Annotated in this window: 28 protein-coding genes; 1 reads left to right on the top strand and 27 read right to left on the bottom strand. The window is 29.5% G+C overall.

Going from position 1 to position 24,092, the window contains the following annotated elements; genetic code table 11:
• Positions 1-322 precede the first annotated feature (322 nt).
• The 26 genes from CRV02_RS12220 to CRV02_RS12095 all read right to left on the bottom strand — a co-directional run bounded on the left by CRV02_RS12220 (position 323) and on the right by CRV02_RS12095 (position 22,176).
• On the bottom strand, positions 323-1,018 hold the full coding sequence (locus CRV02_RS12220; protein WP_129090546.1) for a 5'-methylthioadenosine/adenosylhomocysteine nucleosidase: 696 nt from the start codon (positions 1,016-1,018) through the stop codon (positions 323-325).
• Positions 1,011-1,943, bottom strand: coding sequence for an ACP S-malonyltransferase (gene fabD / locus CRV02_RS12215; protein ID WP_129085453.1), 933 nt, complete (start codon positions 1,941-1,943; stop codon positions 1,011-1,013). The genes CRV02_RS12220 and fabD overlap by 8 nt, the downstream gene beginning before the upstream one ends.
• A 112-nt stretch (positions 1,944-2,055) precedes the next feature.
• Positions 2,056-2,628: a peptidylprolyl isomerase gene (locus tag CRV02_RS12210; protein WP_129085454.1), complete on the bottom strand. Its 573-nt coding sequence runs from the start codon at positions 2,626-2,628 to the stop codon at positions 2,056-2,058.
• Between the two features lie 20 nt (positions 2,629-2,648).
• A complete protein-coding gene (locus CRV02_RS12205) occupies positions 2,649-3,638 on the bottom strand; it encodes a tol-pal system YbgF family protein (protein WP_129085455.1) in 990 nt (329 codons plus the stop codon).
• 4 nt (positions 3,639-3,642) lie between these two features.
• The gene (locus CRV02_RS12200) at positions 3,643-4,185 is read right to left on the bottom strand and encodes an OmpA family protein (protein ID WP_129090545.1); all 543 of its coding nucleotides are present in this window, start codon (positions 4,183-4,185) and stop codon (positions 3,643-3,645) included.
• A 116-nt stretch (positions 4,186-4,301) separates the two neighbouring features.
• Positions 4,302-4,745: an SRPBCC family protein gene (locus tag CRV02_RS12195; RefSeq protein ID WP_129090544.1), complete on the bottom strand. Its 444-nt coding sequence runs from the start codon at positions 4,743-4,745 to the stop codon at positions 4,302-4,304.
• A complete protein-coding gene (locus CRV02_RS12190; RefSeq protein WP_129090543.1) occupies positions 4,742-5,602 on the bottom strand; it encodes a TIGR01777 family oxidoreductase in 861 nt (286 codons plus the stop codon). Before CRV02_RS12190 ends, CRV02_RS12195 begins: the two co-directional genes overlap by 4 nt.
• A gap of 12 nt (positions 5,603-5,614) precedes the next feature.
• Entirely contained in the window at positions 5,615-6,325 is a 711-nt protein-coding gene (locus tag CRV02_RS12185) for a LytTR family DNA-binding domain-containing protein (protein WP_129090542.1), read from the bottom strand.
• A 4-nt stretch (positions 6,326-6,329) separates the two neighbouring features.
• On the bottom strand, positions 6,330-7,319 hold the full coding sequence (locus CRV02_RS12180) for a sensor histidine kinase (RefSeq protein WP_129090541.1): 990 nt from the start codon (positions 7,317-7,319) through the stop codon (positions 6,330-6,332).
• Positions 7,312-8,727, bottom strand: a complete 1,416-nt coding sequence (locus CRV02_RS12175; protein WP_129090540.1) for an NAD(P)/FAD-dependent oxidoreductase — start codon at positions 8,725-8,727, stop codon at positions 7,312-7,314. Before CRV02_RS12175 ends, CRV02_RS12180 begins: the two co-directional genes overlap by 8 nt.
• Positions 8,714-10,057, bottom strand: coding sequence for a deoxyribodipyrimidine photo-lyase (locus CRV02_RS12170; protein WP_129090539.1), 1,344 nt, complete (start codon positions 10,055-10,057; stop codon positions 8,714-8,716). Before CRV02_RS12170 ends, CRV02_RS12175 begins: the two co-directional genes overlap by 14 nt.
• The gene (locus tag CRV02_RS12165) at positions 10,054-11,007 is read right to left on the bottom strand and encodes a DUF523 and DUF1722 domain-containing protein (protein WP_129085463.1); all 954 of its coding nucleotides are present in this window, start codon (positions 11,005-11,007) and stop codon (positions 10,054-10,056) included. Before CRV02_RS12165 ends, CRV02_RS12170 begins: the two co-directional genes overlap by 4 nt.
• 71 nt (positions 11,008-11,078) lie before the next feature.
• Positions 11,079-12,347, bottom strand: a complete 1,269-nt coding sequence (gene tolB, locus CRV02_RS12160; RefSeq protein WP_129090538.1) for a Tol-Pal system protein TolB — start codon at positions 12,345-12,347, stop codon at positions 11,079-11,081.
• A gap of 1 nt (position 12,348) precedes the next feature.
• Positions 12,349-13,077, bottom strand: a complete 729-nt coding sequence (locus CRV02_RS12155) for a TonB C-terminal domain-containing protein (protein WP_129090537.1) — start codon at positions 13,075-13,077, stop codon at positions 12,349-12,351.
• Positions 13,078-13,079: 2 nt separating this feature from the next.
• A complete protein-coding gene (locus tag CRV02_RS12150) occupies positions 13,080-13,469 on the bottom strand; it encodes a biopolymer transporter ExbD (RefSeq protein WP_129090536.1) in 390 nt (129 codons plus the stop codon).
• A gap of 2 nt (positions 13,470-13,471) precedes the next feature.
• A complete protein-coding gene (locus CRV02_RS12145) occupies positions 13,472-14,032 on the bottom strand; it encodes a MotA/TolQ/ExbB proton channel family protein (protein ID WP_129085467.1) in 561 nt (186 codons plus the stop codon).
• An 11-nt stretch (positions 14,033-14,043) separates the two neighbouring features.
• Positions 14,044-14,421, bottom strand: coding sequence for an ATP synthase F1 subunit epsilon (gene atpC, locus CRV02_RS12140; protein ID WP_129085468.1), 378 nt, complete (start codon positions 14,419-14,421; stop codon positions 14,044-14,046).
• A gap of 16 nt (positions 14,422-14,437) precedes the next feature.
• Complete coding sequence (atpD, locus tag CRV02_RS12135; RefSeq protein WP_129085469.1) at positions 14,438-15,832, bottom strand: F0F1 ATP synthase subunit beta; 1,395 nt, start codon at positions 15,830-15,832, stop codon at positions 14,438-14,440.
• Between the two features lie 18 nt (positions 15,833-15,850).
• Positions 15,851-16,738, bottom strand: a complete 888-nt coding sequence (gene atpG / locus CRV02_RS12130) for an ATP synthase F1 subunit gamma (protein WP_129085470.1) — start codon at positions 16,736-16,738, stop codon at positions 15,851-15,853.
• A gap of 10 nt (positions 16,739-16,748) precedes the next feature.
• Positions 16,749-18,266, bottom strand: a complete 1,518-nt coding sequence (atpA, locus tag CRV02_RS12125; protein ID WP_129090535.1) for a F0F1 ATP synthase subunit alpha — start codon at positions 18,264-18,266, stop codon at positions 16,749-16,751.
• A gap of 21 nt (positions 18,267-18,287) precedes the next feature.
• Positions 18,288-18,818, bottom strand: coding sequence for a F0F1 ATP synthase subunit delta (locus CRV02_RS12120; protein ID WP_129085472.1), 531 nt, complete (start codon positions 18,816-18,818; stop codon positions 18,288-18,290).
• Entirely contained in the window at positions 18,818-19,336 is a 519-nt protein-coding gene (locus CRV02_RS12115) for a F0F1 ATP synthase subunit B (protein ID WP_129085473.1), read from the bottom strand. Before CRV02_RS12115 ends, CRV02_RS12120 begins: the two co-directional genes overlap by 1 nt.
• Before the next feature lie 14 nt (positions 19,337-19,350).
• Positions 19,351-19,773: a F0F1 ATP synthase subunit B' gene (locus CRV02_RS12110; protein ID WP_129090534.1), complete on the bottom strand. Its 423-nt coding sequence runs from the start codon at positions 19,771-19,773 to the stop codon at positions 19,351-19,353.
• Positions 19,774-19,877: 104 nt separating this feature from the next.
• Positions 19,878-20,738, bottom strand: a complete 861-nt coding sequence (locus tag CRV02_RS12105) for a ParB/RepB/Spo0J family partition protein (RefSeq protein WP_129090533.1) — start codon at positions 20,736-20,738, stop codon at positions 19,878-19,880.
• 29 nt (positions 20,739-20,767) lie between these two features.
• Complete coding sequence (locus CRV02_RS12100) at positions 20,768-21,544, bottom strand: ParA family protein (protein WP_129090532.1); 777 nt, start codon at positions 21,542-21,544, stop codon at positions 20,768-20,770.
• The gene (locus tag CRV02_RS12095; RefSeq protein ID WP_129090531.1) at positions 21,541-22,176 is read right to left on the bottom strand and encodes a biotin--[acetyl-CoA-carboxylase] ligase; all 636 of its coding nucleotides are present in this window, start codon (positions 22,174-22,176) and stop codon (positions 21,541-21,543) included. Before CRV02_RS12095 ends, CRV02_RS12100 begins: the two co-directional genes overlap by 4 nt.
• A 69-nt stretch (positions 22,177-22,245) precedes the next feature.
• On the opposite strand from CRV02_RS12095, the gene CRV02_RS12090 reads away from it, so the two are divergent.
• Positions 22,246-23,139, top strand: coding sequence for an AEC family transporter (locus CRV02_RS12090; protein WP_129090530.1), 894 nt, complete (start codon positions 22,246-22,248; stop codon positions 23,137-23,139).
• 8 nt (positions 23,140-23,147) lie between these two features.
• Here CRV02_RS12090 and fmt read toward each other — a convergent pair whose 3' ends face one another.
• Entirely contained in the window at positions 23,148-24,068 is a 921-nt protein-coding gene (gene fmt / locus CRV02_RS12085) for a methionyl-tRNA formyltransferase (RefSeq protein WP_129090529.1), read from the bottom strand.
• Positions 24,069-24,092 lie beyond the last annotated feature (24 nt).

The following is a 24,092-nucleotide window of genomic DNA, read 5'->3' as shown; positions in this document are numbered from 1 at the left end:
TGTAAAAGCATAAGCTTTGTTATTAAAATAGACAAGGATATATTTACAATATATTCTTGTTTGTTGTAATTTCATATTCGGTTTATAAAAGTTATTTACAAACCTTCTAAATTTTAAAAGATCTCCCTTTCCTTCGCAACTCTTTCAACCATTTTTGATGTCGTTCCTCTGAAATTGGACGGGAATTATAATAGATTTTTCTCCTCTTGTCAAGGGTTTTCTCTTAATTGAAGCTTAAATTTTGAAAGTTTTGGGGTTTTTAGCATTTTTGCCATAAATATAACTAAATAAAGTTATATTTATGAGTTTAATAATTGTTTTGTTATTTTTGAAGTTTATTTACTATTTTTACTAAGTAGTCAGCTGAGTTTTTAGCAGAAGATTTTAAAAACTCATCAAAATCAATATCAGCACCACCATCTGCAGTATCAGAAATTGCTCTTAATATAAAGAATGGAATATTTAAAGAATCACAAACTACTGCAACACTTGCACCTTCCATTTCTAGTGCGTCAGCATTAAATGTTTTTTGAATGAAATCTTTTCTCTCTGATGAATGAACAAATTGATCACCTGTAGCGATAGTTCCTTCAATAACATTAATACCATTTTCCTTTGCTACTTCAATAGCAACATTTCTAAGTTCTTTTGTTGTGTCAATTAAAACACTTCCACCTGGAACAAATCCATGTGGGTGTCCAAATGCTGTAATATCTAAATCATGTTGACATAGTTTATCTGCAATAATTAAATCTCCAATTTTAAGCTCAGGGTTAATTCCACCTGCAACTCCAGAGAATAATAATGTATCACATCCAAATTTCTGAATCATAGTGCTTGCTGTTAATGAAGCAAATACTTTTCCAATCTTTGAATATGCAATAACAATATCTAATCCATTATGTGATACTTCATAATATTTGTTATCAGCATATTCTGTAACTTTAGCTTCACCAAAATGAGCTAATAGAGGTTCAATCTCTTCCTCCATTGCTCCCATAATTGCTAATTTAGTCATTTAATTCACCTAATACTTTCTCTAAAGATGCAAAATCACTTACATTTAATGTAGCAGTACCTTTACAAATTTTTCTATTAAGACCTTTTAATACAATTCCATTTCCAAATTCGATAAAACAATCTACTTTATCTGCATTTGCTGCAATTGATTGTTTATATTTTACTGGGCTTGTTAATTGAGAAGATAATAATTCAACTGCTTCATCTTTAGTTGAGTAAGCTTCCGTAGTTACATTTGAAATAACTGGTGAAAACTCATCTTTTAAATACTCTTCTAAATATGGTTTTAAATTCTCCACAGAACTTCTTAATAATTCGCAGTGAGAAGCAACTGACATATCTAATACAATAGCTCTTTTTGCTCCAGCTTCTTTAAATGTATCAACTAAACTTTCTAAATCAGCTTTAATTCCAGCTAAAACTAATTGACCATCCATATTATAATTTGCTGGCCAAACTTTTTTACCTGCTTCTTGTTGTTCTTTACAAATATTTTCAACTGTTGAATCATCTAATCCTACTAAAGCCATCATTCCTGCATCTTGTCCACTACAAGCTTCAGTCATAAATAGACCTCTTTTATGAACTAATTCTACTGCATCTAAATAATCAATTGCACCAGCACTTACTAAAGCAGAAAATTCACCTAAAGAGTGTCCTAATACAAACTCTGGTTGAATATCACATTTTTCTTTGAATATTGCATTTGCAATTGAACTTACAAGTAAAATTGCTGGTTGAGTATATTCAGTTTGCCCTATTTTATCATTTTCTTCAAAAAGTAATTTTTCAAAATCTATATTTAATCTTTGACTAGCTTTAGAAATCATCTCTTTTGCTAATTCACTATTTTCAAAAAAATCTTTTCCCATACCAATAGATTGACTTCCTTGACCTGGAAAAATGAAAGCTACTTTTTTCATTGTAAACCTTTAAAATTAATTTAGTTGTTATTATACTTAAGTTTTTTAGTTAGTAAAATAAAAAGGCTCAGAAGAAACTCCTGAGCCTTTTATATTTATTAATTTGAGTAAATTAGTGGCTACAACCACATCCACCGTGAGAAGGCTGTTGTGGTTCAGTACTACAACAACCACCTTCTGAACCATGGTCATGGCTTCCACCACCACAACAACCACCGCCCATAGCAGCCATTCCACCAACAACACCAGTTTGAATCTCTTCTTCTGTTGCATCTCTTAAAGTTAATACAGTTACTGAGAACATTAATGTTTTACCAGCTAATGGATGGTTATAATCAATAGTTACATCAGTATCAGTAAATGATTTAACTGTTACTTGTACAGTTTCACCTTGCTCACCTGTACCATATAAAGACATACCTTCAGTTAATTCAATACCAGCAAACTGCTCTTTTGGTAAAGTTTGAACAGCTTCTTCATTAAACTCACCATATGCATCTTTAGCTTCAACCATAACATCAGCTTGCTCTGATTCTGACATTTCAACAAGTTTAGTTTCTAAACCTGGAATAATTTGACCTTTTCCAGAAACGAACTCTAATGGTGCTCCACCAACATTTGAATCAATTTGCTCACCTGAGTTAGCATCTTTTAAAGTATATTCAATTCCAATTACTTTTGACATTTTTTCTCCTAAATTATTAATTATTTTATACTTGATAAATTTTTTGTGGCTATTTTTGCCTCTTTAGAATCTGGATAAATACCAATTAAAGAGTTGTAAAAATTTGCCGCATTGCTATAGTCTTTTATTTTTTCAAAAGAAATAGCACTATGTAATAAAAGTTTTGGCATATAGTCTGCTTTATCATATAACATAGCTGATGTTTTAAAATATGAAATCGCTTCTTCATATTTTTTTCTATAATACCACATTTCACCTAAATAAAAATTACCCTCTGCAGGTTTAAAGTTTAACTCTACTAGCTCTTCAAACATAGGAATAGCTTTTGTAAAATAATCTTTTTTAAATAGCTCTTTCGCTTCTGCTAACATAGCATCTTTATCTTTGTAGGATAATACCTTGTTAGACTTTTTTTTAGTTGTAGTTTTATTACTAGTTTTTACACCTAAAGATTTTTTTAAGGCTTCAAACTCCGCTCTAGTAATAAACTGATTCATATTAGACTCAAGTTCCTTTTCAGAAACATAAGTTTTATTTAGCTTATTTACTGAATTTGTTAATTTAGAAATTGCTTTCTTTAAATTTGTAATATTCTTTTTATTTTGAGAAGAAATCTCTTCTTGCATAGTTAAAATTTGAGTTGATACTGTTTTTAAACTTTGAATATCTGAACTGTTTTTTTCAGATATACTTGAATTTTCTTCAAGTTTTTTAATTACTTCATTTAATTTAATTACTGTTTTATTAAGTTTCTGAGAATCACCTTCATAGATTGATTCTAAACCATCAATTCTCTCACTTAATGAGCCAACTGTATATTTAACATCTTTTACTTTTGAATCGATGCTACCTAAAGTTTTTTTATTTTTTAAGATATTCTTTTCTGCAGAATTTAATCCATATGGATTTTTAGAGTCTAAATCTCCAGCACCAAAAACTGAAACTTCATCTGCTGTTACAGTTAAGGTACTAGAAATAAAAATACTAGTTAATAGTAGTTTTTTGATCATTTAATTATTTTACTAATTTATGCTCAGATCTTCTATTTTTTTGCCAACAAGTAGAGTTTTTATCAGTACATACAGGATTACTTTCACCGAAACTTACAACTTTAATTGCATTTGCGTCTACTCCATCCATAACTAATGTATCTTTTACAATCTTAGCTCTTTTTAAACCTAATGCGTAGTTATACTCATCAGTTCCCCACTCATCGCAGTTACCTTCTACTTTAATAGTAGTTCCTACTTGAAGACCTGATAGTTTAGATGCATTCTCTTTTGCAACATTTTTCATTTCTGTTGTTAAGCTATATTTATCAAAACCAAAATAGATATTTTGAATAAGTTCTTTTTTACCATTAATCATATAGTAATAACCATTGTCAGAACTCTCTACTAATGAGTCATTTACAACCTCATTTTGAATATTTGAGTTGTCGATGTTGTTTAATGCAGATTCAGAATTATCTGCACCAGAAACCTCAACTTCTTTTTGACTACATCCAGTAAATAATACTGCTGCAACTAGAAAAGTATAGATGCTTAATTTTTTCATAACCAGTTCCCTTTTAGAAAATTTCATTTGATTTTACTAAATCTAAACTTAATGGTACATTACTTAGTTTATGTTATTTATTCTAGAAAAATTCATTTATTTTGTTTATGTTGATATTATTTTTCTAAGAGTTTTTTTGTTTTATTATGCCTAAAAGTAAACATAGCATCTAACTCTTTTTTAATAAAAAAGTCAAATAACCCTCCTACTTTGCCAAAGGGTAATTCATACTCTACAACATCTCTTAACTCACACATATTACCTTTTTTAGTAAAAACATGAGAATGTTTCCAATATTTAAAAGGTGACTTTAATGCCAAGTCAACTAATATATTTGGTCTTTGTAACTTTTCAATCTTTACTTCCCATCTTATCGGAAGGAAGTTTTTTACTGTTTTTATTTTTAAAATTCTATTTTCTTTAGGAGTAAAGTTTTCTTCTAAAAAAGTTATTTCTATATTATCTGGAGTGATTGCTTTTAAATTATTTACATCCAAATGAAAATCAAATAACTCTTCTAATGTACAATCTATAAATGAAATTTTTTCGTATTTTTTCATTTTTTATTTACTATACTATTAATTGTTTCATCAATGGTTGTATGCTTAAAAACAAATCCACTATCAACCAATCTTTTGGGCTCAACACACTGCCCATCTGTTAAAACCTTTGCACCTTCACTAAAGATAAGATTTAACATAAATTCAGGAACAGGTAATAAAGTTGGTCTATTTAATGCTGTTCCTAAAGCTTTTGTAAGTCCTTTATTCGTTGTTGGCATAGGAGAAGTAAGATTAAACATTCCATTTAAATCTACATTTTCAATTAAAAACTTATATGCATTTAATAAGTCTTCTATATGTATAAATGAGAAATGTTGCTGTCCAGCTCCAATAGTTCCACCTACTCCCATTTTGAAAGGAAGTAGCATTTTTTCTAAAGCTCCACCTTTTCCTAAAACTATTCCGAATCTAAAAATTGCTGTTCTTATCTCTAACTCTTTTGCCTTTAATGCTTCTGTTTCCCAATCTTTACAAAGGTTTGCTAAAAAATCATCTGAATATTTAAAATACTCTTCATCATAGCAGTCTTTATTACTATAAATACCTACTGCTGAAGTTGATATAAAAAGCTCTGGTTTTACTTTTGCTTTTGTCATTGCATGAACTAAAGCTTTTGTTGTATCAATTCTACTGTTATACAATAATTTTTTGTAAGAGTCTGTCCATCTATTTATTATATTTGCCCCAGCCAAATTTATAACAATATGAGCTTTTTCTATAATTGATAGTAGCTTTGCTTTATTTTTTAAATCTTCTCTTTTGATTGAAATAACTTCAAAATCTTTTTTAGAAAAAAAACTTTTTATATTTGTTCCAACAAATCCACTTGAACCAGTTATTGCTATAGTTTTCATCTAAAATCCTTTTTATATAGTTTTATTATCTAAATATTCTCTAAACTCTTTTGCCCCATCTTTTGATGTTGTAACTAAGTCATCTATATCAACAAACGATATTTCTAATTTTGATTGTTCAATACTTTGCATTGATTTAATCTTATCAACATTAACTATATATGACCTATGAACTCTAAAGAAGTTTTTGTCTGAAAGAATTTTTTCCAAATCACCAATTTTTTTTCTAACATAGGCATCAGTTTCTTTAATCTTTATAATAACTTCATCTAAATCTGCTTTTATATAATAGATATCATCTAAAGAGATTAAATATATTTTACTTCCTCTTTTTGCAACTACCTTTTTAGTTTCATCAACCTTAGTATCTATATATTTGCCTATTTTTTCTAAACACTTATTAACAGTTTCATTAGATATTGGTTTTAATAGATAATCCATTCCCCCACTTTTAAAAGCTTCTAGGGCATACTCTTCATGAGCCGTTTGAAAGATAATAAAAGTATTTGGATTCATTTCTAAAAGAGTGTTTGATAAATCAAGGCCACTCATTGTAGGCATAGAAATATCTAAAAAAGCAATATCAAACTTTGATTTTGTTGCTTCTCTTATAGCATCAAGAGGTGTTGAAGCCTCAGTAATATCACTAATACCCTCTTCTTCTAAAATTCTTTTTAGTCTACTAAGAGCTAATTTTTCATCATCTACAATAAGTGTTTTCAAAACTTTACCTTTTTATCTTTATTATAAAACTCATTTTTTCATTTTCTATCTTATATTCTATCTTTCCTATGTTTAATAAGTGCAATCTTTTTTGTAAATTACTAAGTCCAGTACCAAATTTTACTTCTTCTGGTAAAACACCATTATTTGTAACTACAATAGAAGAAGCATCAGCTTTTATATCTATATTTAAAGCTTCAGACTTATATCCATGTTTTATTGCATTTTCTACTAATAGTTGAATAGAAAACTTTGGTACTTGAATATACCCTGTGTCTTCATCAAAAGAGCTTGTCATTTTTATATTATTATCAAATCTAATATTCTCTATATCTAAATAGGTTTCAACCATTTTTATTTCTGTTTCTAAAGAGATAAGGCTATCTTTAGTAATTGCATTTCTTAAAAAAGTTGAAATATCCAGTGTTGCTTTTTCTGCTTTCTTTTGATCTATATATATTAATTCAGAAAGAGAGTTTAAGGCATTAAATAAAAAGTGAGGATTAAGTTCACCTTCTAAAGCTTTAATCTTTGTTTCTAAAACTTCACTGGTGATTGACTCATTTCTATATTTCATTGAAATAAATTGATGAAGAATCATACCTACTAAAAAAGTTAAAAAACCTATTGTAATACTAATATAAAACCAAAAAGGCTTAATCATATTAATTATATTGTATTCACTTAGAGAAAAGATATAGTAAGAAAAAGAGAAACCTAAAAAGCCAGAAAAGAAAGAGAAAATAAAACTAATTAGATACCAAAACTTTTCATTAACCCGAGGTAATATATAGTCATTTGAAATGGTTATTAAAATAAAAGCAAAAAAAGAAATAGATATAGCACTTAATGTACTAAAAAAAATTGTAGAAAAGTTTTGTAAGTTTTCATTCATAAAATAAAGGAATAAAGATATTAGAAAACCGAAACAAGCACCAATTAAAATGATATATAACCAATCAATAATTGATATTTTTAATTTTACACTATCCATCTAATTCTTCCTTCAATATATTTACACCTAAAGCAACTCCAGGCCAACCTTGTCCTGCAAATATTGTATCTCCAACATTATATAAACCTTCAAATGGTGTTCTGCAACTTGGAACTTGAAGTAAAGTTTTTAAAGTTATTGCTTTTCCACCACAGTTATTTCTATTTATAAAACGATTAAATGTTTTTGCTGTTCCACTAAAAGAGATTTGAATATCTTCTTTAGTTATGTTATCAAAGTTTTCTAAAAAACTATTTATTATAAACTCTTCTGTTATAAATTTTTGTCTTTTGTATTCATCTTTATTTAAATTACTCCAAAATCTTGCTTTAGTATGAGTTGAGATAGTTATATTTATTCCATTTTCAGACATTTTTCTATCCTCACTAGAACTTAGAGATACAAAATAAGAGTTAGAAATAGCATTTGGAATCTCATTTTCTAAAATTATTTGATAATGGTGTAGCAAATCTTCTTTTTTATTTATAGTCATGTGGATTACAAAAGCACTTTGGTCATTGAATAAAAACTTATTATAATATGACTTTATCTTTTCATTTTCAAATAATTTTGAACTATCATAAATTGTAGAATTTAATATCACATTCTTTGCTCTATACTCAGCTTTTCTTGTTTTTAAATAATATACGTCATTTTGTTTTGTTATAGTCTTTACTTCTTCTTTATTATGAGTCTCTATATCTTTTAAAAGCTCATCAAAAATTGAACCCATTCCACCATTTACATAAAATACATCATGGAAAGGATAAGCTAAACCTAAAGCTAATGATAACAAAGAAATATCTTTTGATGTAGTTTGCAAAGTTATCAAAAGCTGTGAATCTATAAAGTCTTGATACTCCTTTGAAATATCACCTAAAGTATCTTTTATAAAACCACTTGCAGTTTTAAATAAGTCAAATTTAAAAGTTAAAAAAATCTCACTTACTGATTTAATTGTTTTTACATAAGAAGATAATGAGTATTTTGAATAATATACATTTTTTAGTTTCCAAAACTTCTCATCTAATTGTTTTATTGTCTGCCAAAAGACTCTATTATTTTTATTTGGATAAGCTTTGTCTATCTGAGATAAAAACTTTTCAAAATCTTTTACTCTATCAATTGTTTTACCATTTTGAAGAACTCTTATTGCTATATCACTCTTTTTTAAATCTAAATTTACATTAGCTTTATCAAATATCTTTTTTAAAGGATGATATTCTTCATATCCAACAAGTGTTGTTGCACCACTATTGTAGTAGTTACCAAATCTTTTAAAAGTACTTGCACAGCCTCCAAGATTAGTATCTTTTTCAAAAACTATTACATCTTTTTGCTTATTTAAAGAGGCAATCATACTACCTCCCATTCCAGAGCCAACAATGGCTAAATCATAAGTTTTCATCTTTAGCCCTTTTGAAGTTTTCTATTGCTCTTTTTCTTGATAAAGATATATCAACTATTGATTTAGGATAATTAAAAAAAAGATTTGAAGAAAGTGCATTTTCTATATGGAAAAGTTTAGGGTCCACTTCTTCTAATTCTTTAATAACTGATTTAATAAAAAGACCATCTTTATCAAATTTTGAAGATTGAGTATAAGGATTAAATACTCTAAAGTATGGAGCAGCATCAGCACCTGTACTTGCAGCCCATTGCCATGAACCAATATTTGAACTTACTTCATAATCAAGAAGTTTTAAAGCAAAATATTTTTCACCCTTCTTCCAATCAACAAAAAGGTTTTTTGTTAAAAATGAAGCGACAATCATTCTTAATCTATTATGCATAAGACCTGTTTTATTTAAATGAATCATAGCTGCATCAATTATAGGCACACCAGTTTTTCCTTCACACCATTTTTGAAAGTCATCTTCATTTTCATTCCAAGAAATATTTATTCCATTGAAGTTTTTACTTTCAGAATTTGGAAAATGAAAAAGTATATAATTATAAAATTCTCTCCAAAAAAGCTCTCTAATAAAAAATTCACAATCATTTACATTTGATTTTTTTACAATATTAAAAATCTCTTTAGGTGAAATAAGACCAAATCTTAGATGAACAGATAGTTTTGATGTGGCATCTTTATAAAAAAAGTCTCTATTTACTTGATAATCATCTATTTTTAATAAAAACTCTTTTAATAAATCCCTTGCATCTTTATATAAAAAAGATGGTAATTCCTGTTTTTCAAAACCTAAATTTTCTAAAGATATGATTTTTTTATAATCAAAGCTTGTAAGTTTGAGTTTTTCATTTCTTTTATACTCTTTTATAGAAAAAGATTGAGTAATTAAATTCAATGATTTATAAAAAGGAGTAAATACTTTATATGGAGTATTATCTGCTTTGAGATGTTCATTGGGATTTAAAATAAATGAATCATTAAATCTTTTTAAAGGAAGAACCTTTTCAACTTCCTTATCTCTTTTAATAGCATATGCATCAAAATCTATAGAGCATAGAACTTCATCAAAATCTTTTGCTAAAGTTTTAAAAACATTTAATGGTTCATCATAAAATATTGCTAAGTCTAAACCTAAAAATTGAAGCTCTCTCTTTAGGTTTAATACTGATTGATAAATAAAAGAAACTCTTTTATCATCTTTAGGCAAAGAGTTTAGAATATTTTTATCGAAGATAAATATTGGTAGGACTTCATCTTCTGCATATTGTAATAATGCAGAATCTGAAACTCTTAAATCTCGTCTAAACCAAAGTATTTGTTTCATCTGTAAGCCTCAACTTTAGAACGAAGTGCTAAATCTTTTGGATATGGATTTATAAATACTTGAGTTTTAAGATACTCAATATCAAATTTGTTTGTATAAAGTTTTATTATTTTTATAACAGCAATTAAAGGAACTATTCCTTTTTTAAAGTCTTCAAGAGTCTCTAAAATATCATCTTTTTCCTCTTTTGATATAACTTTTTTGAAATAGCCATAAATATGAAGTAAAACATTATAGGTATTATTAATCGTACCTTTTTGAGCAATTGTCTTTAAAAACAACTCTTTATACTCATCAAGTATAGTCTCCAATGGCTTTTTATCTCTATTTGCAACTATATTTCCTAGCTCTTTATATGCATTATGTGATTTTGCATAGATTAAATATTTGTAAGAAGTATGAAACTCAACTAAATCATTTATATTTGGCTTTTTTTCTAAAAATTCAAATAATGATTTATATGCAAATACTTGCATTAAAAAGTTTTCTCTAAGCCATGGATCGCCTAATCTTCCTTCTTCTTCAATTGGTAAATAAGGGAATCTTTCTTTTAGCTCTTTTGCAAAAACTCCAACACCTACATTTTCACTTTGTCCATTTTTTTTATCAGGATAGATTTTAACTCTTTCCATACCACATGTTGGAGATTTAGATTTTAAAATAAAGCCACATAATTGATTATCTTCAATTTTTTTTACTAGCTCTTTTGATATTTCAGTAATAGTATCTGTTACATCTTCATTATCATTTGATGTTCGAATAGTTACTTCACCATCACTTTTAACTAACCTTATTGCAGGTCTTGGAGTTGGAAAAACTAATCTTTCAGGACAAAAAGCCTCAAAATCAAAGTAGTTAGATAATTCATTAACAATAAATTTGTCTCGTGAATGACCGCCATCATATCGGCACGTAGTACCAAGTAGGCAAGATGATATTCCTAGTTTCATTTTAAACTCCTTTTAGGAAATTATAATAAAACTAGTATATCTTTGTATATATAAAATGTAAGTTTATAATATTACCAGTCGATTGACTGGATTTTTCCATTTGCTAATGGGAAAGTAAATGACTTAGAATAATTAAGTCTAAGGATTCCTATTGAACTTCTATTATTTACAGTCTTTAAGAAGATAATAGATTCTCCATCTTTTGAAAATTTAGGGAATTGATTACTTCCATTTGAAGTAAGTCTTTTCAGGAAATCACTTTTTGTTGACATTAAATAAAGATTGAACGTATAAGAACCAAACTCATTGTTTCTATCTCTACTTGTATATACTACATAATCTTTATATGTAGTTGCAGATGAGTTGTTATTTCCATGGTAAACTAATCTTTCAACGCCTCTTCCTCCAATATCTTTTGCAAAAATATTTGGATATTTTAATCTATCAGATACGAAAACAATTCTTTTTTCATTATCAACAAAATGAGCTCCAACATCAATACCTTTATATGTAGTTAGTTTCTTTTTTGTTTTATTAACAGTATTGTATAAATAGATATCTGGTTGATGATTTGGTGAAGCTGTAATTAAAACTTTCTTCTCATCTTCACTTACATCAGATGCAACTATCATACCTTCACTTTTCATAATAGTTTCTCTTTGTCTAGTGTAAATATTCGTTTTAATTAAAGTTGGTATTCCACTATCATATGTTGTGTAATAAAATGAGTCTTGTTTACTATTTGCCCATTTAGGGAAAATATTAAGTCCACCTCTTATAACTGGCATTTGAAAAGTAAGAGTGTAGTCAGCAATTATAATATCTGCTTTTTTTGCACTTTTATATTGAGAGAAAATTACAAACTTATCCATCCAATCAATTGGTGGCGCATTTAAATATTTATTAATTCTAATTGCAATTCTATGAGCTACAAATGGATATCTATCCTCTTTTGATGTAGAGAAAGTTCGATTAAATACCATTTTTTTAGAGTTTGAATCATACATTTTAACCATTACAGAATAGCCACCAAAACTACTTACATTTGAACTAACATTAACAAAAAGGTCAGTTCCTTTATTTGATAAAACTAACATATCTGGATTTGAGTTGTAATCAACAACTTGTGAAGCTTTAACTACTTCAAAGTGTCCACTTACCATTAAATCCTTTTCAATCATCTTTGCTACTTTTAAAGTAAGTGGCTTATTCATAGCATTAGGTGCTACTGAAACTTCGATTTTAGGCATAGAACCTGATTTTTTAACGATATCTAACTCTGCATCAGCAGCAAAAACAAATGTTGTAATTAGAAATAAAATTGATAATACTTTTTTCATATTAACCTTCCGATTTAAAGTTTATAATAATATCAACTTTACTGTTAATATTATGTGTAGGGAAAGTCTCCCTAATTTGAGAATTTAAAAACTCTTTTAATGACTCATCAAATCGTACATCATTTGAATACTTTATAACACGGTAATCAAAATCTCCACTATTTGTAATCATTACAAGAACTTTTACAACTAAACCATCTTCTAATAGTTTAGGATTCCATCTCTCCCACAAAATCTGTTTTATTTTTGAAAAGTATTCATGTTCCTCACCTTTACTAGTAGAATTAACAGCAGGTCTATTTGTACTAGTTTTTACATCATTTAAAAGTTTAGAAACCTTTAAATTATCAGTACTTTTCTCTTTTTGAAATTTAGACCTAAATCTACTTGGGTCAATAGATGCTTTTTGTGTAGTTGTATCTTTTTCTACAACTTTTTTAGATTTAGTTTTAACATTAGCAAATAGTGATTTAAAATCTGCTTTTTGTTTATTTGATTGAGATGTAGATTTTTTAATAATCTTCTCTTGTTTTGACTCACTCTTTTTAGCAACTCTTTTTTCAGTTGATTTAGTAGAAATAAGTTCTAATTCTAAAACTGTAGTTTTAGTATTAATATCAAACTTTTTTGGTGCAGGGGCATTTATATAAAAAAGAAATAAAAAACTAAAAATAAGGTATATAAAAACAGATATTACACCTGATAGATAAAAGTAATTTTTATCTTGCATAATTATCCATCTGTAATAAGTGATACTTTAGTAAATCCAGCCTCTTTTACTGATTTAAGTATATAGATTACATCATTATACATCAATGTTTTTTCTGCACGGATGTGTATAGGAGTTTTTCTATCTTTATTTTGTGCAAATAAAACAAAATTATCTGCAAAAGTATCAAATTCAAAACTTTTTTTATTGATTTTTATTTTTTTATTTTTAGTAAGTAATATATCAATTTTTTTAACTGCTTGTATTTGTTGAGATTTGCTTCCTTTTGGAAGATTTACAGGTTCTTCAAACTCAACTACTGGTGCAGTAACCATTAAGATTGCAAGAAGCACTAGCATAATATCTACTAAAGGAGTAATATTTAAATCAGGTTTTTGGTTGTAATCAAACATGATTAACCTTTAGCAATTAAGATTTTAGCTTGTGCCTTGATATAAGTATTTAACTCATAAACTTTTCTTACTAATATTTGATGGAAAGTATATGCAAAAATTGCCACAAAAATTCCAGCTGCTGTTGCAACTAAAGCTTCAGAAATTGCAGGTGCAATTACAGAAAACCCTACTTTTGAATGACTTGAAAACTTTGCAAATGATTCAAGAATACCTACTACTGTTCCAAACAGTCCAATAAAAGGAGCAGTTGATGCAATAATTGACATCCATGATATTCCAACACTAGCATCTTTAATAATATTTATTTCACATGCACTAAGAATCTCTTTATTAGTAACTCCATTTGCACATTTATTAAGTGCAGACATAGGACTTAAAGTTGAACTTCGTGATGTTAATGCTTCTAGTGATTTTTTTTCAGTAAGAATTGAAGATTTCAGAGATAGAAATCTGTAAATGAATATCCAAAAAACGATAACCATATATAATGAAAGTGACCACAACACTAAAAGTGTTATGGCACTACCATTACTTAAATAATTTAAAGCTGAATCAATCATTATCTACTTTTTTAAGCGAATGAGTTGATTTTAGCCTCAACTGCTGCTAATGATACGTTTGCATCTTTAACAGAGTTAACTAAATCTTTTGCAGCGTCAATGTTTTTCGCAATTTCAGAGTCAGCACCTGAAGTAAGTGCTACAGCTCCGTCAACTAATACGTCAACAGAACTTTCACCCACTTTAACGTGACCCCAGTTAATTGCTACTGCTTCAGTTGAATCTGCTTTTTCTATTATAATTACGCCAACAGTTAATGATGATACTAAAGAAGCATGTCCTGGTAAAACTCCGAACTCTCCCTCTTTACCTGGAAGAGTTACAGATTTTACTTCATCACTAAAGATTTGACCATTTGGTGCAACTATTGATAATTTTAGTGTATCCATAAGCATGCCTTATTTGTTATTTCATATCCTCAGCTTTTGCTAATACCTCGTCGATTCCACCAACCATATAGAATGCCATTTCTGGAATGTTGTCATATTTACCATCAAGGATACCTTTGAATCCAGCAATAGTATCTGATAATTCAACATACTTACCTGGAGATCCTGTAAATACTTCTGCAACGAAGAATGGTTGAGATAAGAATCTTTCGATTTTTCTAGCTCTTGCAACAACAAGTTTATCTTCTTCAGATAACTCGTCCATACCAAGAATTGCAATAATATCTTGTAAATCTTTATATTTTTGTAATACAGATTGAACACCTCTAGCTACTGCATAGTGCTCTTCACCTAATACGTCTGCAGATAAAATTCTAGAAGTTGAATCTAGTGGATCAACCGCTGGATAGATACCTTTTTCTGCAATTTTTCTGTTAAGTACTGTAGTTGCATCTAAGTGAGCAAATACAGAAGCTGGAGCAGGGTCAGTTAAGTCATCCGCAGGAACATATACAGCTTGAACAGAAGTAATAGAACCTTTTGCAGTTGAAGTAATTCTCTCTTGTAATGCACCCATTTCTCTAGCTAATGTTGGTTGGTAACCAACAGCTGAAGGAATTCTTCCTAATAATGCTGACATCTCAGAACCTGCTTGAGCAAATCTAAAGATATTATCAACGAACATTAATACATCAAGACCTTTTTCATCTCTGAAGTATTCAGCCATAGTAAGACCAGTTAATGCAATTCTATTTCTTGCACCTGGAGGCTCACTCATTTGACCATAACATAATGCAACTTTGTCAAGTACGTTAGAGTCTTTCATTTCGTAGTAAAGGTCATTACCTTCTCTTGTTCTTTCACCAACACCTGCAAATACAGAGTAACCTGAGTGTTTGAACGCAACGTTATGGATAAGCTCCATAATAATAACTGTTTTACCAACACCAGCACCACCGAATAGTCCTACTTTACCACCTTTTGAGTATGGTGCAAGTAAGTCAACAACTTTGATACCTGTTTCAAACATTTCAGTTTTAGTAGATTGCTCTTCAAAAGTTGGAGCAGCTCTATGGATTGACCATCTTTCAGTATCTTCAGAGATTGCTTCACCTTCATCAACTGGATCACCAATTACGTTAAAGATTCTTCCAAGTACAGCTTCACCAACTGGAACCTTAATTGGTCCACCAGTAGCAGTACACTCTTGTCCTCTTTTTAAACCTTCTGTCATATCCATAGCAATAGTTCTAACTCTGCTATCACCAATGTGTGCAGCAACTTCTAGAACTAATCTATCTTGGTTAACGTCCGCTAATGTAACTTCAATAGCTTCGTTAATTTCTGGTAAATATCCGTCGAACTCAACGTCTACAACAGGACCCATTACCTGAATAATATTACCTTTCATACGGGCAGCTCCTTTAAATTATTTTAATGCTTCAACACCACTGATAATCTCTATCAGCTCTGTTGTAATTGCAGCTTGTCTAGCTTTATTATATTCAACTGTTAACGAATTAACTCTGTCTTTAGCATTGTTAGTTGCAGCTTCCATAGCTTGCATTCTTGCAGAGTGTTCTGCTGCTAAAGAGTCGATTAAAGAATAATACATATTGAAATCAATATATTTATTCGTTAATTCTTCTAACACTTCTTCATCATCATCTGGTTCAATCTCTAGCATAGATGTTTCATCTTGTGTAGTTTCTACATCTTCTAGGCTAATTGGAAGTAGTTCTCTTACTCTAATTTCTTGAGTAAGCATATTTAAGAATCCATTGTAAACTAAAACTACTTTATCAGTTTCACCTTTTTGGAAATCTTCTACTACATCTTTAATAAAATCTGCAGCTCTATCATAATCTGGTGCAGAAGATAAATCAGTTACCTTCTGAGATAATTCAACACCTTGGAAAGAGAAGAAATCAACTCCCTTTCTTCCAGCAGCTCTGTATCTTACATTTGCACCTTTAGATGTATAATCAGCGGCTAATTCATTAACTTTCTTAATCGTTGCCATGTTAAAACCACCACAAAGACCTTTGTCAGCAGTAACAAAAACAATATCAACTGTTTTTGGGTTCTCGTTAGGGATAAACGCTTTATTGTGATTACCACCATCTTGAACTTTGCTAACTCTGTTTGCGATCTCAGAAAGAACTTCATTAATCTTCTTAGCATAACTTCTAGATTGTTCAGACAGTTGTCTAGTTCTAGTAAGTTTTGCAGAAGATACAAGCTTCATAGCTTTTGTAGTCTTCTGAGTGTTTTTAACACTTCCAATTTTTAATTTAATTTCTTTTAAGTTAGCCATAGACTAATCCTTATTTAGCATTAAAAACAGTTTTAAACTCTTCTAATGCAGCTTTTAATGCTGACTCAGTCTCATCATCTAATTTTTTCTTAGATTTAATGTCATCTAAAATATTTGCATATTTTTGTTCAATGAATGAGTGTAACTCTTCTTCGTATTTAACTACATCAGATACAGCAACATCATTTAAGTAACCTTTTGTACCAGCATAGATAATAACGATTTGTTTTTCAATAACTAATGGCTTATTAACACCTTGCTTTAATACTTCAACCATTCTTTGACCAAGCTCAAGCTCTTTTCTTGTAGACTCATCAAGATCTGATGCGAATTGTGCGAATGCTTCTAGCTCTCTATATTGTGCAAGAGATAATTTTAATGTACCAGCAACTTGCTTAGTAGCTTTAATTTGTGCAGCACCACCAACCCTTGATACAGAAAGACCAACGTTAATTGCAGGTCTGATACCAGAGTTAAATAGGTTAGTTTCTAAGAAGATTTGACCATCTGTAATAGAAATAACGTTTGTTGGAATATATGCAGCAACGTCACCTGCTTGTGTCTCAATAATTGGTAATGCAGTCATAGAACCACCACCATTTTCATCAGACATTTTTGCAGCTCTTTCTAATAATCTTGAGTGTAGATAGAATACATCCCCTGGGAACGCCTCTCTACCTGGAGGTCTTCTTAATAATAAAGACATCTCTCTATATGCAACTGCGTGTTTTGATAAATCATCATAGATAATTAAAGCATGCTTACCATTATCTCTGAAGTACTCACCAATAGTAACACCTGTATATGGTGCTAAGAATTGAAGTGCTGAAGACTCAGAAGCACCTGCATTAACTACAACAGTATAATCCATTGCTCCACCCTCTTCTAAAGTTCTAACAACGTTAGCTACAGAAGATGATTTTTGACCAATTGCAACATAAATACATACTACATCTTCACCTTTTTGGTTAAGAATTGTATCAATTGCAACAGTTGTTTTACCAGTTTGTCTATCACCAATAATAAGCTCTCTTTGCCCTCTTCCGATTGGAACTAGTGCATCAATTGCTTTAATACCAGTTTGTAATGGTTCATGAACAGATTTTCTAGCCATGATTCCAGGAGCTTTTTCCTCAACGAATCTTGACTCAGCTGCTTCAATAGTACCTTTACCATCAATTGGCTCACCAAGTGCATTAACAACTCTTCCAACCATACCTTCACCAACTGGTGTTTCTAATAGTTTTCCAAGTCTCTTACAAGAAGAACCTTCTCTTAATCCTTCACCAGAACCAAGAACAACAACACCAACAGAAGCTTCTTCTAAGTTAGATGCTAATCCTCTTTCTCCGTTTTCGAATTCAACAAGCTCCCCAGCCATTACATTTTTAAGACCATAAACTTGAGCAATACCATCTGCAAATGAGATGATCTTCCCAGTTTCGTTAACGTCTACATTTAATTCAAAGTTATCAATTCTTTCTTTAATGATAGAACTGATTTCATCTGCTTGAATTTTTGCACCCATTCAATATCTCCTTTATAAGTTCTAAACTGCTTTTAAAATATGTTCAATCATTTGTGACTTAAGTCTATCTTTTGAGAATGAAATCTCAACACCTAGACTATCAATATCAACTTTGATACCGTCGTAATCACAAACATTTTGTGATAGTGATAATTGTACATTGAATTTTTCACTAAATTTTTTCTCAATAGTAGAGATATAATCAGTTGATAATTCTTTGTTACAATATACTACACCAGTATATGAATTATTCATTTTTGCAACTTGTGATTCTAATTCACTTGTAATTGCAGGAATAATTTCAAGTCTTTTCTTTGTTCCTAATAATTTAACAAGATTTGTTAATTCAGCACTTGCATTATCTACAAATGATAAAACTAATTTAACCTTATCTTCTGAGTTTACTTCAGAAGAAGTAACAATAGAAATAAACTTATCTTCTCCATAAGCTGAAGAAATAGTTTTTAAATCATTACAAATAGCAGTTGCAGACTCAACATCTCTACCATCTATTAATGCTTTTACATATCTTTTTGCTATTAAATCATTCATTATGCAACCTTCTTAAGTACGATGTTAGCTAACTCATCTTGAGTTAATGAAACATTATCAGAGCTTAATAACTCTTCAAGAACTTCAGAAACAATTTGTTTCTTAGCTTTTGACATTTCAATTTTTACTTTCTCATCGAAACCTTTATCAAGGTTTGCAATTTCTGCATCTACAGCATCTGCAACTCTTTTCTTAACAGAGTCAACATCAGCTTTTGCATTTTCAACAATTTCATTTGCTAATTTTTTTGCTTCTTCTAACTTGTTAGCAGCATCTTCTACTTTATCTTGAGAAGCTTTTAAAGTATCTTGTACTTTGTCAAGTTCTGCTTGAATTGAAGCAGTTCTACCAGCAAAAAAAGCTTTTAACTTATCTGCTAATAGGTACCATATGATACCAGCAAAAATAATAAAGTTAACGGTTCTTTGTACGATATCGTAATTTGTCTCCGCACCTTCAGCTGAAGCTAATAACGCCATAGGAGTTAAAGCTAATCCAAGTAATAATAATTTTTTCAACCCTAACCTCCTAATTAAATCGAGCTAATCTTAGCTTTTAAGCTCTCATTAAATTGAGGCATTGCAGCAACTAATGATTCTTTTAAAGCTCTTGTTTCGTCTTCAAGCTCTTTAGTGAACTTAAGAGACTTAGCTTCTAATTCCTCTTTAGCACTCGCAAGTTTAGCATCAGCTATTTCTTTAGCTTCATTGTATGCTTGGTCTCTGATAGCAGCTGCTTCTTTTTTAGCTTCAGCAATCGCGTGGCTTGCTTCTTCTAACATACCGTCTACGTCAGCAGAGTTTGATTGAGCGTTTTCTAAATCTTTTTTAATAGATTTATCTCTATCATCCATATGCTTTAATAGGGGTACAAATAGACAACTGTTAAGTCTTGCAACAACAAAAAGAAAGATTATTGCTGTGCTAAGCAATAATACAGGACTTATGTCTAACATTCATTCCTCCATATTTTTTACAGTTTAGTTTGACTAAAACTGCTTAAATTTTATCTAAAACAAGTATAAAATTATATTAAAAGGAGGAATTCTAAGAAAGAATTTTAGAAAGTGTTACGAAAGTAATTAGAAATCTTCTCAATATCCTCTTGAGATTTAATTTCTATCTTAAAATAGTTCTTTTCAGCTTTAACTTTTAGGTCACTTTTTTGTAAGTTTTCAATTACATTGTCAAGTGGTTTGAAGTCATAGTTTTTTGAAGTTTTTTGATTTTTCTTTGTAGGCTTTTTATCCCCAGTTTTTAGGCTTCTGATTAAACTTTCAGTCTCTCTTACTGATAGTTTTTGACCAATAATAGAATCAGCAATTTTTACTTGTGTTTCATCATCAAGTCCAAGCATAACTTTTGCATGTCCAGCAGTTATTTTATCATTTGCTAAAAGCTGTTGTACATATGAGCATAATTGTAACAGTCTTAAGGTATTAGTAATTGAAGCTCTACTTTTAAATACTTTTTTTGATAACTCATCATGTGTAATATTATGCTCATTGATTAATTGAGCATATGAGAATGCTAATTCAATAATATTTAAATCATCTCTTTGAATATTCTCTATTAATGCTAATTCTCTTAATTTGAAATCTTCAATATTTACAATTGTAGCTTTGATAGTTTCTAAGTTAGCAAGTTTATGAGCTCTTAATCTTCTTTCACCTGCTACTAAAATGTAACCATCGTCTTCTTCAATTACAGTAACTGGTTGAATTAAGCCATGCTCTACAATAGAATCTGATAGCTCTTTTAATTTATCTTGATCAAATATTTTTCTAGGTTGATTTGGGTTTGGTTTTACTTTTTCAACTTCAATCTCAATAATTTTTCCATATCTAGATTCACTATTTGAGTTTTCGTAAGCAGTCTCAACTTCACCTAATAATTCTCCAAGTCCTCTACCTAATGCCATATTATAATCCTAATATTAAATTAAATAAATTATCCAGCAATTGCACGTGCTAGATTTGTATATGCTTTTGTTCCTGCAGCCATTGAATCATAAAGCATGATTGGCTTACCAAAACTTGGGCTTTCTGCTAGTTTGATATTTCTAGGAATAACAACATACGAACTTTCATCTACTTTAAATAGTTTACTCTCAAAATGCTGTGCCAAGTCTGCAAAAACTTGCTTAGACAGGTTGTTTTGAGCACTATACATAGTAGGAAGGAAACCTCTAATTTGTAACTGTCTATTAATAGTTTGCTTAACTAACTTAATAGTATTTAATAGCTGTGCTAATCCTTCAAGTGCAAAGAATTCACACTGAATTGGTATTAAAACAGAATTAGCTGCACTTAATGTATTAATTGTAATTGGTCCTAATGCAGGAGGTGAATCAATAATTATATAATCATAATCTTTTTTAACAGGGTCAATTTTTCTTTTTAAAACTAACTCTCTATCTTTCATATTTTTATAGAATTCTTTTTCAATTCCTACTAAACCAATATTTGAAGGAGCTACTTTTAAGTTTTCAATTTCAGAGTCAAGTACGATTTCTGTTAACTCTTTTGTTCCAAGCATAACATGGTAAATATTGTACTCATATGTATCTCTTTGAAAACCTAATGATGTAGTTGCATTGGCTTGTGGATCAGCATCTATTAATAAAACTTTTTTACCTTCTAGTGCTAGTGCAGCACTTAGGTTTACAGCAGTAGTAGTTTTTCCTACCCCACCCTTTTGATTTGCAATTGCAATAACTTCAGTCATCTTAAACTAAAAACCTTTTTATCGTCAATTTGTATAGAACCATCACTATTTAAAATGGCATTTTCCAATGAAATTTTTTTATTTTCAATTGTAGCTTTGTATTTTCTACTCTTTTGGAATTCTATCTGAAAATAGTTAAAGATTTCCTTCCAAGATGATTTTTTTTCTAAACTTTTAAAATATAATTTTAATATATACATTTTATCAATTTTTATGTCTAAAACACCAAAATCACTATTTATATGCTCTAAATTTAACCCTATGCCACAATAAAGTAAATCTTTTGTTGCAGTTGTAATTGTTCCACCTATTTTTTTATTATCAATGTAAAAATCATTTGGCCACTTCAACCAAAGTTTTGAACCTTGACTTTGTAAAACTTCTTTTAATATATATGAAAAATAGATTGAAGCACTTTGCAGTTGTAAATCATCTGGTAAATCATTTTTAGATATAACAAAAGAGAAAAAAAGATTACCTTCTTTTCCTTCCCATGAGTTTCCTCTACTTCCAATTCCATTACTTTGATAATCTGCTGAAACACAAATAGCATTTGTAAAACCATCTTTTTTAATAAGCTCTTTTAGATAAGTATGTGTTGAATCAACTTCTTTTAAATTTATTATTTCCATAAATCATTATACATAATTATTTTTCAAGACATTATTAAATATAATCGTTATAAAAAGAGAAGACACACTATGCTAGATCCAGTTTTACCAATAGCTTTATACTTAGCTTTTGGTTATTTATTTAAAATCTTTTTCAAAGACAATTCAAAAGAGCTTGTAGAGTTTATTATCTACTTTTCTCTTCCTGCAATTGTATTTGCTAAAATCTATCCTTTAGAGTTGACATATGAAACATTAGAACTGATTTTTATGTTTAATACAATCATTTTAGGTAACCTATTATTAGCTTATTTTGTAGGGAAATTACTCAAACTAGATAAAAAAGTACTTGCTACATTTATGATTGTTGCAACTTTTGGAAACACATCATTTATAGGTCTTTCTTATATAGATACTTTCTATGGGCAAGATTATGTAGTATATGCACTTATTTATGATTTATTTGGTTCATTCTTACTTCTTGTTAGTTTAGGTATGATTATTATCAATTGGGGGAGTGGGCAACATGTAAACTTTAGAGGAATTGTAAAAAGTGTAATCTTCTTCCCACCTATTATTATGTTCTTTTTAACAGTATTTGCTAAAAACTTTGAGATGCCTCAGTTTGTTATGAATACAATGGAAACTATTGGAGCCACACTGGTTCCTATTGCTATGATTGCAATTGGTATGAAACTTGAACTAAAAAATATTTTTTATAAATTAAATCTAGTGACAACTGCCATTGTTATAAAAATGTTTGTTATACCAGTAATTGTACTAATAGCTTTCTCTGTTTTCTATAACTTAGATGATACTTGGAGTAAAACTACTATTTTAGAAGCAGCAATGCCACCTATGACTATGGCTGTAGTTTTAGCTATAAAAGGTGGATTAGATGAAAGATTAGCAATAAATGCTTTAGTTATTGGAGTAGTGTTATCATTACTAAGTGTTACAGGCTTTTACTACTACCTAGGGTAGTAGTAACCTTACTGTAAAATATCACCAACAGATACTCTTTTCCCCTTTAAAAAATCTACTGCATTAATAGCTTTTTTTGATGGAGCTTGTAGAGTCTTAACTTCAATAGAACCTTTTTTACAAGCAATTACTACAGAGTCTTTATTTAGTTCAAGAATTGTTCCTTCTTCATTTGAAGAGTTTTCTTCTACTAGTTTTACATCTTTTAATTTTAAGCCACTCTCTAAGAAAATACCAGGCCAAAAAGAATAAGCTTTATACTTTAAATATAGTTTTTTTGCATTTGATAAATCTACTAAGCCATGCTCTTTTTTGATTTTTTTACAAAAACTCACTTCTGCTTCATTTTGCTTTTTAGGATTTATCTTTTCATAGTTATCTAAAGTTGTAATAGTTAAGTTTGCAGCTATATCTGATAATTTATTAAATGCTTCAACAACATCCATTGTAGAAGTTATTTTTAAGTACTCTAAGCCTAAAATATCTCCACTATCAAGCCCTTCTTCCATAAGCATAGAAGTTACACCTGTATATTCATCATCATTTAATAATGATTCTTGAATAGGACTTGCACCTCTATACTTTGGTAAAAGTGAAGCGTGAAGATTAATACAAGGAGCAATATCTAAAATCTCTTTTGGTAATATTTGTCCATATGCAGCAACAATGATAAAATCAGGATTTAAAGCTTTAATCTCATCTTCTACTTCTTTATTTTCTCTTAACTTTAAAGGCTGAAAAACTGGAATATCTAAAGAGTTATCTAAACAAAACTGTTTAATATGTGGTGCTGTTAAAACTTGTTTTCTTCCAACTGGTTTATCTGGTTGAGTATATAAAGCAACTACTTCATAAGAGCTATTAAGTAATCTCTCAAAAATTTTAGTTGCATAGTCTGGTGTACCCATAAATACAATTCGTTTAGACATACTTTCTATCCTTCTTGCTAGCTT

This window comes from Arcobacter sp. CECT 8989 (assembly GCF_004116715.1).
In the GTDB taxonomy this organism is placed as follows: Bacteria; Campylobacterota; Campylobacteria; order Campylobacterales; family Arcobacteraceae; genus Halarcobacter.
Note: the sequence above shows the minus strand (reverse complement) of the source record. Positions and strands in the feature narration are given on the sequence as shown.

Coding starts and splice junctions, on each gene's coding strand:
- CRV02_RS12180 (WP_129090541.1), bottom strand. CDS start 7,319: ATGGATAGTGTAAAATTAAAAATATCAATTATTGATTGGTTATATATC.
- CRV02_RS12170 (WP_129090539.1), bottom strand. CDS start 10,057: ATGAAACAAATACTTTGGTTTAGACGAGATTTAAGAGTTTCAGATTCT.
- CRV02_RS12190 (WP_129090543.1), bottom strand. CDS start 5,602: ATGAAAACTATAGCAATAACTGGTTCAAGTGGATTTGTTGGAACAAAT.
- fmt (WP_129090529.1), bottom strand. CDS start 24,068: ATGTCTAAACGAATTGTATTTATGGGTACACCAGACTATGCAACTAAA.
- CRV02_RS12120 (WP_129085472.1), bottom strand. CDS start 18,818: ATGAATGATTTAATAGCAAAAAGATATGTAAAAGCATTAATAGATGGT.
- CRV02_RS12110 (WP_129090534.1), bottom strand. CDS start 19,773: ATGTTAGACATAAGTCCTGTATTATTGCTTAGCACAGCAATAATCTTT.
- atpD (WP_129085469.1), bottom strand. CDS start 15,832: ATGAAAGGTAATATTATTCAGGTAATGGGTCCTGTTGTAGACGTTGAG.
- CRV02_RS12145 (WP_129085467.1), bottom strand. CDS start 14,032: ATGATTGATTCAGCTTTAAATTATTTAAGTAATGGTAGTGCCATAACA.
- CRV02_RS12155 (WP_129090537.1), bottom strand. CDS start 13,077: ATGCAAGATAAAAATTACTTTTATCTATCAGGTGTAATATCTGTTTTT.
- CRV02_RS12175 (WP_129090540.1), bottom strand. CDS start 8,727: ATGAAAACTTATGATTTAGCCATTGTTGGCTCTGGAATGGGAGGTAGT.
- CRV02_RS12195 (WP_129090544.1), bottom strand. CDS start 4,745: ATGAAAAAATACGAAAAAATTTCATTTATAGATTGTACATTAGAAGAG.
- CRV02_RS12150 (WP_129090536.1), bottom strand. CDS start 13,469: ATGTTTGATTACAACCAAAAACCTGATTTAAATATTACTCCTTTAGTA.
- CRV02_RS12205 (WP_129085455.1), bottom strand. CDS start 3,638: ATGATCAAAAAACTACTATTAACTAGTATTTTTATTTCTAGTACCTTA.
- CRV02_RS12090 (WP_129090530.1), top strand. CDS start 22,246: ATGCTAGATCCAGTTTTACCAATAGCTTTATACTTAGCTTTTGGTTAT.
- CRV02_RS12210 (WP_129085454.1), bottom strand. CDS start 2,628: ATGTCAAAAGTAATTGGAATTGAATATACTTTAAAAGATGCTAACTCA.
- fabD (WP_129085453.1), bottom strand. CDS start 1,943: ATGAAAAAAGTAGCTTTCATTTTTCCAGGTCAAGGAAGTCAATCTATT.
- atpA (WP_129090535.1), bottom strand. CDS start 18,266: ATGGGTGCAAAAATTCAAGCAGATGAAATCAGTTCTATCATTAAAGAA.
- tolB (WP_129090538.1), bottom strand. CDS start 12,347: ATGAAAAAAGTATTATCAATTTTATTTCTAATTACAACATTTGTTTTT.
- CRV02_RS12100 (WP_129090532.1), bottom strand. CDS start 21,544: ATGACTGAAGTTATTGCAATTGCAAATCAAAAGGGTGGGGTAGGAAAA.
- atpC (WP_129085468.1), bottom strand. CDS start 14,421: ATGGATACACTAAAATTATCAATAGTTGCACCAAATGGTCAAATCTTT.
- CRV02_RS12105 (WP_129090533.1), bottom strand. CDS start 20,738: ATGGCATTAGGTAGAGGACTTGGAGAATTATTAGGTGAAGTTGAGACT.
- CRV02_RS12200 (WP_129090545.1), bottom strand. CDS start 4,185: ATGAAAAAATTAAGCATCTATACTTTTCTAGTTGCAGCAGTATTATTT.
- atpG (WP_129085470.1), bottom strand. CDS start 16,738: ATGGCTAACTTAAAAGAAATTAAATTAAAAATTGGAAGTGTTAAAAAC.
- CRV02_RS12220 (WP_129090546.1), bottom strand. CDS start 1,018: ATGACTAAATTAGCAATTATGGGAGCAATGGAGGAAGAGATTGAACCT.
- CRV02_RS12165 (WP_129085463.1), bottom strand. CDS start 11,007: ATGAAACTAGGAATATCATCTTGCCTACTTGGTACTACGTGCCGATAT.
- CRV02_RS12095 (WP_129090531.1), bottom strand. CDS start 22,176: ATGGAAATAATAAATTTAAAAGAAGTTGATTCAACACATACTTATCTA.